General features: G+C 60.9%; 9 protein-coding genes. 5 read left to right on the forward strand and 4 right to left on the reverse strand.

What is annotated here, in order from left to right:
* Positions 1-92: 92 nt before the first annotated feature.
* The 4 genes from ACYZT2_RS11710 (at position 93) to ACYZT2_RS11725 (ending at position 6,336) form a co-directional block, all read left to right on the forward strand.
* Entirely contained in the window at positions 93-1,514 is a 1,422-nt protein-coding gene (locus ACYZT2_RS11710; RefSeq protein ID WP_461972226.1) for a diaminobutyrate--2-oxoglutarate transaminase, read from the forward strand.
* 65 nt (positions 1,515-1,579) lie between these two features.
* A complete protein-coding gene (locus ACYZT2_RS11715) occupies positions 1,580-2,734 on the forward strand; it encodes an efflux RND transporter periplasmic adaptor subunit (RefSeq protein ID WP_461972228.1) in 1,155 nt (384 codons plus the stop codon).
* A 26-nt stretch (positions 2,735-2,760) separates the two neighbouring features.
* Positions 2,761-5,910, forward strand: a complete 3,150-nt coding sequence (locus tag ACYZT2_RS11720; protein ID WP_461972230.1) for a multidrug efflux RND transporter permease subunit — start codon at positions 2,761-2,763, stop codon at positions 5,908-5,910.
* Positions 5,911-5,952: 42 nt separating this feature from the next.
* On the forward strand, positions 5,953-6,336 hold the full coding sequence (locus ACYZT2_RS11725) for a fe2+ zn2+ uptake regulation protein (protein ID WP_461972232.1): 384 nt from the start codon (positions 5,953-5,955) through the stop codon (positions 6,334-6,336).
* Positions 6,337-6,725: 389 nt separating this feature from the next.
* Here the strand turns inward: ACYZT2_RS11725 and ACYZT2_RS11730 are convergent, their stop codons facing one another.
* Complete coding sequence (locus ACYZT2_RS11730) at positions 6,726-6,908, reverse strand: hypothetical protein (RefSeq protein ID WP_032830469.1); 183 nt, start codon at positions 6,906-6,908, stop codon at positions 6,726-6,728.
* Between the two features lie 210 nt (positions 6,909-7,118).
* Between ACYZT2_RS11730 and ACYZT2_RS11735 the strand changes: the two genes are divergently transcribed.
* Positions 7,119-8,126, forward strand: a complete 1,008-nt coding sequence (locus ACYZT2_RS11735; RefSeq protein WP_461972234.1) for an Ldh family oxidoreductase — start codon at positions 7,119-7,121, stop codon at positions 8,124-8,126.
* A gap of 123 nt (positions 8,127-8,249) precedes the next feature.
* Here ACYZT2_RS11735 and ACYZT2_RS11740 read toward each other — a convergent pair whose 3' ends face one another.
* The 3 genes from ACYZT2_RS11740 to ACYZT2_RS11750 all read right to left on the reverse strand — a co-directional run bounded on the left by ACYZT2_RS11740 (position 8,250) and on the right by ACYZT2_RS11750 (position 12,376).
* A complete protein-coding gene (locus tag ACYZT2_RS11740; RefSeq protein WP_461972236.1) occupies positions 8,250-9,830 on the reverse strand; it encodes an aldehyde dehydrogenase (NADP(+)) in 1,581 nt (526 codons plus the stop codon).
* Positions 9,831-9,989: 159 nt separating this feature from the next.
* A complete protein-coding gene (gene abaF / locus ACYZT2_RS11745; protein ID WP_461972238.1) occupies positions 9,990-11,387 on the reverse strand; it encodes a fosfomycin efflux MFS transporter AbaF in 1,398 nt (465 codons plus the stop codon).
* A 71-nt stretch (positions 11,388-11,458) separates the two neighbouring features.
* A complete protein-coding gene (locus ACYZT2_RS11750) occupies positions 11,459-12,376 on the reverse strand; it encodes a dihydrodipicolinate synthase family protein (RefSeq protein ID WP_007903713.1) in 918 nt (305 codons plus the stop codon).
* Between the last annotated feature and the right edge of the window lie 30 nt (positions 12,377-12,406).

Raw genomic sequence — 12,406 nt, forward strand, 5'->3', positions numbered from 1 at the left:
GAGGCAATCTCTCCGCGTTCGGTTTTCAAAGTCACCGATGCTTGTTCTCAGCTATTTGTTCCCTTCCAGACCCAGCCTCCATGGAGGAAATCATGAGTGCTTTTTCGAATGTCACATCGGGTGGCGCGCAACAGCTACGCCTGTTGCACACCGGTCTGTCGAGCCCGTATTGCCTTGATTCGACGCCGATGCTGGAACGCCAGCAACAGCAGGAATCCAACGCTCGCAGTTACCCGCGGCGCATTCCGCTGGTGCTGGAACGGGCTCACGGAATCTATGTGCAGGACAGTCGCGGACAAGTGTTCGTCGATTGCCTGGCCGGTGCTGGCACCCTGGCGCTGGGTCACAACCATCCGGTGATTATCGAAGCCATCACTCAGGTCATGGCCTCAGGTGTGCCGATGCATACCCTGGACCTCATGACTCCGGTGAAGGACGCATTCGTACAGGAAATCTTCGGCTGCCTGCCCACAGAATTCGCTCGCAATGCGCGCATCCAGTTTTGTGGCCCCAGTGGCGCCGACGCGGTGGAAGCAGCACTGAAACTGACCCGCACCGCCACTGGCCGGCATTCGGTACTGGCCTTTGAAGGGGCCTACCACGGCATGACCCTGGGGACGCTGGCGATCAGCGGCAACCTGTCGCCGAAAAATGCTTTGGGCGGCTTGATGGCCGGCGTGCAACGTCTGCCGTTTCCCCATGATTACCGTTGCCCGTTCGGGGTCGCCGGCGAACAGGGCGTGACCTTGAACGTGCACTACCTCGAACATTTGCTCAACGATCCGGAAAGTGGCGTCACCGCGCCTGCGGCGATGATCCTTGAGCCGATCCAGGGCGAAGGCGGTGTGATCATCGCTCCCGATCGCTGGATGCAGGAACTGCGTCGCCTGACCCAGGCCCACGGCATTCCATTGATCGTCGATGAAATTCAATGCGGCATCGCCCGTAGCGGCCGGATGTTCGGCTTCGAGCACTCGGGCATTACCCCGGACGTCATCACTTTGTCCAAGGCCATCGGTGGTGGTCTGCCGCTGTCGGTGATGGTCTACAACGATTCCCTGGACGTGTGGCAACCGGGTGCCCACGCCGGCACTTTCCGTGGCAATCAGTTGGCGATGGCGGCCGGTACCGCGACCTTGCGTTTCATCCGCAACGAAGGTCTGGTGGCCCACGCCGAGAGCGCTGGCGCGCATTTGCGCAAACAGTTGCTGACGCTGCAAAGCGAATTCAGCTGGATCGGCGATGTGCGTGGCCGGGGCCTGATGCTCGGTATGGAAATCGTCGACCCGCAGGGTGCCCTTGACGCTCAAGGCCATCCGCCGGTGGACACCGCCCGGGCCAAGGCCTTCCAGCAGGCGTGCCTGCAACACGGTCTGATTGTCGAGCTGGGCGGCCGTCACAGTGCCATCGTGCGCTTCCTGCCGCCGCTGATCATCACCGAACAGGAGATCGATTTCGTTGCGCAAATCCTGTTCCGCGCGGCCAGTGCGATCAGCGAGCGTCCGCTTCGCTGAGTGGCCGCTGCAGAGGCCTGCCGACCGCAATCGGCAGGCCTTTTTTCATTGGACAGGGAGTGACAATGTACACAGTTTTTGCCTCGACGAAGCCTGCCTGGCTGTTGCTCACGGTGCTTGGATTAAGCGCTTGCGGTGATCAAAAACCGCCCCCCGAGCCCAGTGCGTCGGTACCGCAAGTGAAGACGCTGACGGTACAGCCACGGGCGTTTGCCATGACCACGGATTTGCCGGGGCGGATTGAACCGGTGCGCATCGCCGAGGTACGCGCACGGGTGGCCGGTGTCGTATTGACCCGACATTTTCAGGAGGGCAGCGACGTCAAGGCTGGCCAGTTGCTCTTCAGCATCGACCCGGCACCGCTCAAGGCGGCGCTGATGCGAGCTGAAGGCGCGCTGGCCAAGGTCGAGGCCGATGTCTATCGCGCGAACGCTCAGGTACAGCGCTTCAAACAGCTGGTCGAAATCAACGCTGTCAGCCCGCAAGCGTTCGATGACGCCATGTCCGACCTCAAGAGCGCCCAGGCCAATCGTCTGGCTGCCCAGGCCGACCTGATTACCGCACGGCTCAACCTCGGTTATTGTCAGCTGCGTGCACCGATCAGCGGCCGCATCGGGCGAGCGCTGGTCAGCGAAGGATCGCTGGTAGGACAGGACGAGGCGACATTGATGGCGCGAGTTCAGCAGCTGGACCCGATCTACGCTGACTTCACCCAATCCGCCGATCACGTCGTGGCTTTGCAGCAAGCCTTGGCCAGCGGACGCCTGACCCTGGACGGCAGCGGTTCGGCGCAGGTGACGGTGCAAGTGGGCAATCCCGCCCAGACCCGTCGCGGCACGTTGATGTTCTCCGATATCTCTGTGGATCGAAGTACTGGGCAAGTGACCTTGCGCGGCGAATTCCCCAACCCGGACAACGTGTTGCTGCCGGGAATGTACGTGCGCGTGGTGGCGCCGGCCGGGGTCGATCCGCAAGCGTTGTTCGTGCCGCAGCAAGCGGTGCAGCGCGGCACCGATGGTCAGGCCAGGTTGATGCTGGTGGATGCCGGCGGCGTGCTGCGTGAACGGGTGGTCAGCACCGGTGCGATGCTGGGTTCTGACTGGCAGATCACTCTGGGGCTGTCGGCCGGCGAACAGGTGGTGATCGAGCGGGTCGACAAGCTCAGCGCGGGGACGCAGGTCAACGTCATCACTTTGGCCGAGCAGCAGGCTCGCAACTGACGGCCAATGGCCTTGGGAAACAACCGATGCCGGATTTTTTCATCAACCGTCCGAATTTCGCCTGGGTCATCGCGTTGTTCATCTCGCTCGCGGGAGCGCTGACCCTCGGCACCTTGCCGGTCAACCAGTACCCGGACGTGGCGCCGACGCAAATCACGGTCAGCGCCAACTACCCTGGCGCGTCGGCACAAATCGTTAGCCAGAATGTCACCAGTCTGCTCGAAGAAGAGCTCAACGGTCTGAAAGGCCTGATCTATTACGAGTCCAACAGCGCCAATGGCGGTGCCGATATCACCATCACCTTCAACCCGGGCACTGATGCCGACATGGCACAGGTCGATGTGCAGAACCGTTTGCAACGGGTGGTCGGGCGCTTGCCTCAGGCGGTGATCGAGCAAGGCCTGAAAGTGGAGCAGGCGCGTTCCAACTTCCTGTTGGTGTATGCCTTGTCCTACACCGACGGCCAGCAGGACTCCATCGGGCTGGCGGACTACGCGGCCCGGGCCATCAACAATGAAATTCGTCGGGTAGCCGGGGTTGGTCGGGTGCAGATGTACACCGCCGAACGGGCCATGCGCATCTGGGTCGATCCTGCGCGATTGGTGGGTTACAACCTGTCGATGGCCGATGTCGGCAAGGCCATCGCCGGGCAAAACGTGCAAGTGCCTGCGGGCAGTATGGGTGAACGGCCGGGACCGGCCGACCAGCACATTACCGCCACGGTGATGGTGCAAGGCCAGCTCGAATCGGTGGAGGCATTCGGCAACATTGTGTTGCGGGCCAATGACGACGGTTCCAGTGTGCGAATCCACGATGTGGCACGGGTCGAACTGGGGCGACAGGACTACCGGTTCGATGCGCGTCTCAATGGCAAACCGGCAGCAGCCATGTCGGTGCAGTTGGCGCCCGGCGCCAACGCGCTGCAAACAGCGGCAGCGATCAAGGCACGGCTTGGACAGCTGTCGAGCACGCTGCCGGCGAACATGACCTTGAACGTGCCTTATGACACCTCGTACTTTGTCGAGGTGGCGATCAAACAAGTCATCTACACCCTGATCGAAGCCATGGTCCTGGTGTTCCTGGTGATGCTGCTGTTTTTGCAGAATCTGCGCTACACACTGATTCCAGCGGTGGTGGTGCCGGTCTGCCTGCTGGGGACAATTGCGGTCATGGCCCCATTGGGCTTCTCGATCAATATGATGACCCTTTTCGGCATGGTGCTGGCCATCGGCATTCTGGTGGACGACGCCATTGTGGTGGTGGAAAACGTCGAACGGCTGATCACTCAGGAGCGCTTGTCGCCCAAGGCCGCGACCCGCAAGGCCATGCAGCAGATGAGCGGGGCGATCGTCGGCATCACCCTGGTGCTGTCGGCGGTGTTCCTGCCGTTGGTGTTCATGGGCGGTTCGGTGGGGGTGATCTACCAGCAATTTGCCATGACTTTGTCGGTGTCGATCCTGTTCTCCGGCTTTTTGGCGCTGACCCTGACGCCGGCCCTGTGCGCCACCGTGCTCCAACCCTTTGACCCCACGCAGCAAGCCCGGCCCAACCGCTGGGCAAACGCTTTCAATCGACGCTTCGATGCCCTGGCCCGACGCTACGAACGGCTGGGTGCGAGCTGGGTTCGACGCAGCTCGCGCAGCATGTGTCTGTACCTGATGTTGCTGCTGGTACTCGCCTTCGCCTATCAGCGGTTGCCGTCCTCGTTCTTGCCGGCCGAGGACCAGGGCTACATCGTCACCGATATCCAGTTGCCACCCGCGGCGTCAGCCTCGCGCACCGACGTGACGGTCCAGGCGTGGGAACACTATGCCCTGGCGCAACCTGCCACGGATCACGTGCTGGCAATCATGGGCTTCAGTTTCTCCGGGGAAGGGGCCAACGCGGCAATGTCGTATGTCACCCTCAAAGACTGGTCGCTTCGCGGCAGCGGGCAGTCCAGCGATGACGTGGCCCGGCAAGCGAATGAGGCCTTTGAAAATGTCGCCGATGGCACGCTGTACAGCGTGGTGCCGCCCCCGGTGGACGGCCTTGGCACCTCCAGCGGGTTCGATCTGCGCTTGCAGGATCTGGCGGGGCAGGGGCAAGACGCGTTATTGAAGGCTCGAAGCCAATTGCTTGAAGCCGCCAAGGCATCGCCGGTGATCGGCCACCTGATGGAGGATGGCCTGGCCGATGCGCCGCAAATCAGCGTCAGCATTGATCGCGATAAGGCCGAGGCCCTGGGCGTGAGTTTTGATGTGATCAGTGCGGCCCTGTCCTCGGCACTGGGTTCGGAGCAGATCAACGAGTTCGCCAATCAGGGGCGGATGCAACGGGTGATCGTTCAGGCGGATGGCATCAGCCGGCAGACGCCCGAAGCGCTGTTGCGCCTGCAAGTGCCCAACCGGCAGAACCGTCTGGTACCCCTGGAGGCGTTCAGCCGCTTCGAGTGGCAGGTCGGGCCGTTGCAGATCGCTCGCTACAACGGCTCGGCGTCGTTGCGTTTTTCCGGTGATGCCGCGCCGGGTTACAGCACCGGCCAAGCCATGGAGGAAATGCAGAAAATTGCCCGTCAGTTACCGGCCGGTTTCAGCCTGGAATGGTCCGGCCTGTCATTGCAGGAACAACAGGCCAGCGATCAGGTGCCTTTGTTGCTGGGCTTGTCGTTGACCATGGTGTTGCTGGTGCTGGTTGCACTGTATGAAAGCTGGGCGATTCCCTTTGCCGTGCTGCTGATCGTGCCGGTGGGCATGCTCGGTTCGGTATTGGCGGTGACGGTGTTGGGCATGCCCAATGACGTCTACTTCAAGGTGGGATTGATCACGATCATCGGCCTTTCCGCCAAAAACGCCATCCTCATCGTCGAGTTTGCCAAATCACTTCACGCTCAGGGTGCAAGCCTTGCGCAAGCGGCTGCTGAAGCGGCGCGCTTGCGTTTTCGCCCGATTGTCATGACGTCCCTGGCTTTCATTCTCGGTGTGCTGCCCCTGGCACTCGCCAGTGGTGCGGGTGCCGCCAGCCAGCGAGCAATTGGCATCGGCGTGATCGGCGGCATGCTGGCGGCGACAGTACTTGGGGTCTTGTGTGTACCGCTGTTTTTTGTATGGGTCCTGTCCTTGGCGAATCGCTTGCGTCGTCGCCATGTCGCCAACCCCGAGTCGGGAGAGATCGGTAAAAAAATGTCAAAACAATAATCGCCAATTTTTACATCGGTACGTTTTTAAAAGGATTTTTTCATGTACAACCACTCGGTCTCGTCGCCTCTCGTTATGCCAATGCAGCCGCAGCCAGCGACCGCTCGGCAAGCCCTCCAATGCGATCGCAACACGAACACGCGTATCCGTGAATTGCTGCGCTTTTACGGGCTACGCACCAGCCTGATTCGCTTGAAGGTGATCGATGCCTTGCTGGTCGCCGCCAGAGAGGAACGTTCCGTCGGTGTGCACGGGGTGCATGCTTACCTGTGCACCTTGGCTGCCGAATTGTCGTTCATCAGCGTGCGTGAAGTGCTCAAGCGTCTTTGCGAAGAGGAGGTCATTCATTTTCAGGACAAGAGCTACAGCTTTACCGCCGAAGCCTGGGCGTTGCTGAAACTGCATTCAGAGGGAGGCATCAAATGACCTCGCACGAAGCACAACGATGTGTCTCACGAACAGTGGTCCTCGCCCTTCGACTGACAGGCTTTATGGTTTAATGAGAGTGATTCTTAAAAGGAGGGGTAGAAATTATGGAAAATGCATTTAGAAAGCCGCTGTTCGTAGTGGGGATTTCACTTTTTGTTTGCGGTTTGGGTGTTGAAAACCCTGGACTCTGGATTCCGGGAGCCGCGTTTATGCTGATCGGATGGAGTCAGCGAAGTAAGTGAGCTCCACTGTTTCAACGCGACACCTTAAAGAAAGCCCGGTTATTGCGCCCAGTCTAATACTGGGTTTTTGCTAAGTGCGGGACTCGGAATAGATATTGATAAGCAGGGGCGGGCTAGATTTTAAGTGCGTGCGGCACATTCGGATCAAGAGGTTGAGTACTCGAGGTACAGTCTTTCGAGAGCCTCCTGGTATTTGTCTCCCTTCAATGTTTTCTTCAGCACGGCCAGGGCTTCGAGCGCTGAAGCCGCAGCCAGCGCCTCGTTTTCTCCCCGGTAGGCGGCGCGCAGCCTGGCTGCTGCAATGATCGATTCTTCAGTCGTTGGCATGTGATTACCCTCGAAGGATTGAACCTCACTGATAGTCGCAACCCTCAACTATTTCAAGTCCAAGGCAGAGCCTCAGCAGCTTGAAGTTCGATCCTTTGCCTTAAACCCGCCCCCAACCCTGTGCCAATTTCGTCACCCCCCGCGCCCAAACCCATCAAGCCACACCTCTGCGAATAGACCACCCTGACCGGTCTGTCCAAGGAGATGAGCATGATCCGACTGACCCTGATCGAAGCCCGTGAACTGGCCGAATCGATCCTGTTGCACAACGGTTTTAATCTGGCCCACGCGCAAGCGGTGGCGGCGACGGTGATCGCCGGCGAGCGCGATGGCTGTGCCTCCCACGGTTTGTACCGGATTCTGGGCTGCGTGAATTCCCTGCGGGCCGGCAAGGTATCGGCCGATGCCGAACCGCAGGTGATCGACCAGGCGCCGTCGATCGTGCGGGTGGATGCCGCTGGTGGTTTCTCGCAGTTGGCGTTTCAGGCGGGGCTTGGGTTGCTGACGGAGAAAACCCGGGCCAACGGGATTGCGGCGTTGGCGATCAATCGCTGCGTGCATTTCTCGGCGCTGTGGGTGGAGATCGAGCAGTTGACCGCGGTTGGTTTAGTGGCGCTGGCGTGTAATCCGAGTCATGCCTGGATGGCACCGGCCGGGGGACGTGTGCCGGTGTTCGGCACCAATCCCATCGCCTTTGGCTGGCCGCGTGCGGGGCAGGATCCGTTTGTGTTCGACTTCGCCGCCAGTGCGATTGCCCGTGGTGATATCGAGTTGCATCGGCGTGCCGACAAGGCGATTCCCGAGGGTTGGGGCGTGGACGCTGAAGGTCGGCCGAGCACCGATGCCAATGTGGTGCTCGAAAGCGGCGCGATGCTGACGTTCGGTGGGCACAAGGGCTCGGCGCTGGCGGCAATGGTGGAGTTGATCGCCGGGCCTTTGATCGGTGATTTGACCAGTGCCGAGTCGCTGGCCTATGACGCGGGCAGCAAGTCGTCGCCGTACCATGGCGAGTTGATCATCGCGCTGGATCCGCGGCGTTTTCTGGGGGTGGCCACTGAGGAACATTTGGCTCGGGCCGAAGTGTTGTTTCAGGGCATTGAAGGGCAGGGTGCCCGCTTGCCGTCGCAACGGCGTTATGCGGCGCGGGCACGCAGTGTGGTTGAAGGCGTGCAGATTCCCGAGGCGCTGTATAACGATTTGAAAGCACTGCTGGCTTGAATGAAATGTGTGCCCACTCCTGTGGGAGCGAGCCTGCTCGCGATGAGGGCATCAGATTCAACATTTTCGTCGACTGACACGCCGCTATCGCGAGCAGGCTCGCTCCCACAGGAGGTCGTGGTGTTAAACCGGGTCGCGCTGGTTGATGCCGTCAACGAGTCGCGCAATACCCAACGGGTTGGCGTATTTCAGGGCGTCGGGCAACAAGGCGTCCGGGCAGTTCTGGTAGCACACCGGGCGCAGGAAGCGCTCGATGGCCAGGCTGCCGACCGAAGTGCCACGAGCATCGGAGGTTGCCGGATAAGGGCCGCCATGCACCATGGCATCGCAAACTTCAACGCCGGTGGGGTAGCCGTTGAACAGCACCCGGCCGACCTTTTGTTCCAGCAGTACCAGCAAGTCGGTGTGTTCCTTCAGGTCCTGTGTTTCGCCAATCAACGTGGCGGTGAGTTGACCGTGCAAACTGTTCAGCGCTTGTCGCAACTCGGCCTTATCAGCCACTTCGACGACGAGGGTGGTCGGGCCGAACACTTCTTCCTGCAATAGCGGGCCACCTTTGAGCAGCAGGCTGACCTCGGCCTTGAACAGTTGCGGACGCGCCTGATTGCCGTGCTGATCCTGGCCTGCCAGGCGGGTTATTCCCGGATGGTCGAGCAAGGCCTGCACACCTTTTTCATAGCTGCCGAGGGTGCCGGCGTTGAGCATGGTTTGCGCTGGTTGTTCGGCCATCAGCGTACTGAGACGCGCGGTGAAAGCGCTGAAGTGGGGTGAGCGCATACCGATCACCAACCCCGGATTGGTACAGAACTGACCGCAACCCTGGACCACCGACGCCACCAGTTCACCGGCGATTTTCTCGCCACGCGCGATCAGGGCTTCAGGCAATACCAGCACCGGGTTGATGCTGCTCATTTCGGCGAACACCGGAATCGGTTGTGGCCGTGCGGCTGCCATGTCACAGAGCGCGCGACCGCCTTTTAGCGAGCCGGTGAAACCGACGGCCTGGATCGCCGGATGCTTGACCAGCGCTTCACCGACCCCTGCACCGTAGATCATGTTGAACACACCTTTGGGCATGTCGGTTTGCTCGGCGGCGCGGATGATTGCATCGGCCACGCGTTCGGCGGTCGCCATGTGTCCACTGTGGGCCTTGAACACCACCGGGCAACCGGCGGCCAGGGCGGCAGCGGTATCACCGCCGGCGGTGGAAAAGGCCAGCGGGAAATTACTGGCGCCGAACACGGCCACCGGGCCGAGGCCGATCCGGTATTGGCGCAGGTCGACCCGTGGCAATGGCTGACGTTCGGGCAAGGCGCGATCGATGCGCGCACCATAGAAATCGCCCCGGCGCAGCACCTGAGCGAACAGGCGCATTTGGTTGCTGGTACGACGGCGTTCGCCTTGAATGCGCCCGGGTGGCAGTGCGGTTTCGCGGGTGACCAGAGCGACGAACTCATCATCCAGCGCATCCAGTTGCGTGGCGATGGCTTCAAGAAATTCTGCACGGCGAGTTGCCGGTAGATTGCGGAAGGCCGGGTAGGCTGCCGCCGCGGCTTGGGCGGCGGCGTCCACTTCCTCAGCGGTGGCTTGTATGAAAGAGAAGGTCAGCGCTTCGCCGGTACTGGCGTCGTGACTGTGCAGAGTGATGCTGCCAGCAGCGCTGCGGGCGCCGCCGATGTAGTTGTGGCCGATGATTTCGGGCATGGAAAACTCCTGTCAAAAAAAGTGAGGTCCTTGTAGGAGCGAGGCTTGCCCAAGGCTTGCCCGCGAAGGCGGTGTGTCAGTCGACATCGATGTTGAATGTGATGGCGCCTTCGCGGGCAAGTCGGATCGCCGCACCGCTCGCTCCTACAGGTATTGAGCTCAAACCAATGAATCACCCCGGCGTGCCATGGCCGGCACGGCGCTATCGAGCGCAGCAATGCGCGCAGCAGATTCGGCATCCACCTGATGCAACGACTTGCCGCGGGTTTCCCGGGTCAGGCCGACGGCCACGATGGAGATCAGCGCGGCGCTAACCAGGTACCAGGCGATGGGTGTCGAGCTTTGATATTTGTTGAGCAGCGTGATGGCGATCAGCGGTGCCAGGGAACCGGCGAAGATCGGCGCCACCTGGTAGCACAGTGAAAGTGCGGTGTAGCGCACATGGGTCGGGAACATTTCGGCCATCAGCGCCGAGTAGGGCGCATAGGTCATCGACTCGATGCCCAGGCCCAGAATGATCGCCGCCATGATCAGCCAGTTATTGCCGGTGTCCATCATCGGGAAACCGATAAAGCCCCAGAACGCAGTGAGCACCGCGCCGGTCAGGTACACCGGTTTGCGCCCGACGATATCCGACAGATACCCCATCAACGGAATCAGGAAGAAGTGCACCAGGTGCGCGCCGAACATCAGCAGTAGAATTTCCGAGGTGTCCTTGTGCACCACCAGTTTCAGGTAGGTGATCGAAAAGGTGACCACGGTGTAATAGAGGATGTTCTCGGCAAAGCGCGCGCCGATGCCGACCAGCACAGCGTGCCAGTGATGACGCAGCACTTCGACCACGCCCAGCTGTTGCTGCTTGGTCTGTGCCTGACGGGCCTGGGCCTCTTTGAAGATCGGCGCGTCATCGACGCTGGTGCGAATCCAGTAGCCGATCAGCACCACCACCGCCGAGAACCAGAACGCCACGCGCCAGCCCCAGGCGAGGAATTGTTCCTCCGACAGGTTCGATGACAACAGCAGCAGCGCGACCGTGGCCACCAGGTTGCCGGCCGGCACCCCGGCTTGCGGCCAACTGGCCCAGAAGCCTCGGCGATTGTCCGGGCAGTGTTCGGACACCAGCAAAATTGCGCCGCCCCATTCACCGCCAAAGGCAAAGCCCTGGATCAGCCGCAGCAGCACCAATAACACCGGCGCGGCATAGCCGATGCTGTCGAAGCCGGGCAGGCATCCCATCAGAAAAGTCGTGATGCCGACCACCACCAGGCTCAGTTGCAGCAGGCGTTTTCGGCCGAATTTGTCACCGTAGTGACCGAACACCAGACCGCCCAATGGGCGGGCGAGAAAGCCGACCGCGTACAGGGCGAAGGCGGCGATGATGCCGTCGATGGGGCTGTCGGTCTGGCGGAAGAACAACTGGCCGAAGACCAGTGCGGAGGCGGTGCCGTAGAGAAAGAATTCGTACCACTCGGCAACGGTGCCGGCCATGGCGGCGGCCACTACGCGTTTGAGTCCCGAGGGGGTGGTTGCGCTTTGCGTGTGTAGAGGATTGGACATGCTGGCGTTTCCTGTAGAGGCGCAAAAACAGGCAGCCGGGCCGGGTCCGCAAAGAGCCGCCCGGCAATCACTCAGAGACCGACGTCTGGCAACTCCGGACGATTAGCCAGGGCCTTGGCCATGATCTGCTCGACGAACACCCGATCGGCTTCCGGCAATGCCAGGCGTGGCGGACGGGTCAGCGCGCTGCCGCGACCGGCGATGGCTTCGCAGAGTTTGATGCACTGCACCAGGTCGGCACGGGCATCGAGGTGCAGGATTGGCATCAGCCATTCATAGATCGGCATGGCTTCGGCGAAGCGACCGGCCTTGGCCAGGCGGAAGATGGTTTCGCCTTCTTTTGGGAACACGTTCGACATGCCGGAGACCCAGCCTTCGGCACCCACCGCGATGCTTTCCAGCACCACATCGTCGAGACCTGCGAACAGCACGAAACGGTCGCCGACTTCATTGCGCACGTCGATGAAACGACGGGTATCGCCGGACGAATCCTTGAAGCACACCACGTTGTCACAGTCGGCCAGGGAAATCAGGATGTCCGGGGTGACGTCGTTTTTGTAGATCGGCGGGTTGTTGTAGACCATCAGCGGTACGTCGGCGTTTTTCGCCACGTAGCGGTAGTGCTCGGCGGTCTCGAACGGCTTGGAACCGTAGACCAGCGCCGGCATCAGCATCACGCCGTCGACACCGACCCGGCGCACGGCATTGGCGACCTTGGCCGCTTGCACACTGGTGAACTCGGCCACACCGCAGATCACTGGCACGCGACCCCGGGAGGCGTCGACCGCGACTTCGGTCACGGCGATTTTTTCTTCGGCGGTCAATGAGGTGTTTTCCCCCACCGAACCGCACACCACCAGGCCCGATACGCCGTCACGGATCACGTTGGAAATCACCTGATGGGTTTTTTCCAGGTTGATGCTGAAGTCATCGTTGAATTGAGTGGTCACCGCGGGGAAGACGCCACTCCAGTTAATACGCTTGCTCATTGTTGCCTCCGGTTCGTTAATTGTATTTCG

The sequence above is a fragment of the Pseudomonas sp. MDT1-85 genome, from assembly GCF_054898065.1.

Excerpts from the sequence above, each read along its gene's own strand:
- abaF (WP_461972238.1), bottom strand. The coding sequence starts at position 11,387 with ATGTCCAATCCTCTACACACGCAAAGCGCAACCACCCCCTCGGGACTC.
- ACYZT2_RS11750 (WP_007903713.1), bottom strand. The coding sequence starts at position 12,376 with ATGAGCAAGCGTATTAACTGGAGTGGCGTCTTCCCCGCGGTGACCACT.
- ACYZT2_RS11725 (WP_461972232.1), top strand. The coding sequence starts at position 5,953 with ATGTACAACCACTCGGTCTCGTCGCCTCTCGTTATGCCAATGCAGCCG.
- ACYZT2_RS11730 (WP_032830469.1), bottom strand. The coding sequence starts at position 6,908 with ATGCCAACGACTGAAGAATCGATCATTGCAGCAGCCAGGCTGCGCGCC.
- ACYZT2_RS11740 (WP_461972236.1), bottom strand. The coding sequence starts at position 9,830 with ATGCCCGAAATCATCGGCCACAACTACATCGGCGGCGCCCGCAGCGCT.
- ACYZT2_RS11715 (WP_461972228.1), top strand. The coding sequence starts at position 1,580 with ATGTACACAGTTTTTGCCTCGACGAAGCCTGCCTGGCTGTTGCTCACG.
- ACYZT2_RS11720 (WP_461972230.1), top strand. The coding sequence starts at position 2,761 with ATGCCGGATTTTTTCATCAACCGTCCGAATTTCGCCTGGGTCATCGCG.
- ACYZT2_RS11735 (WP_461972234.1), top strand. The coding sequence starts at position 7,119 with ATGATCCGACTGACCCTGATCGAAGCCCGTGAACTGGCCGAATCGATC.
- ACYZT2_RS11710 (WP_461972226.1), top strand. The coding sequence starts at position 93 with ATGAGTGCTTTTTCGAATGTCACATCGGGTGGCGCGCAACAGCTACGC.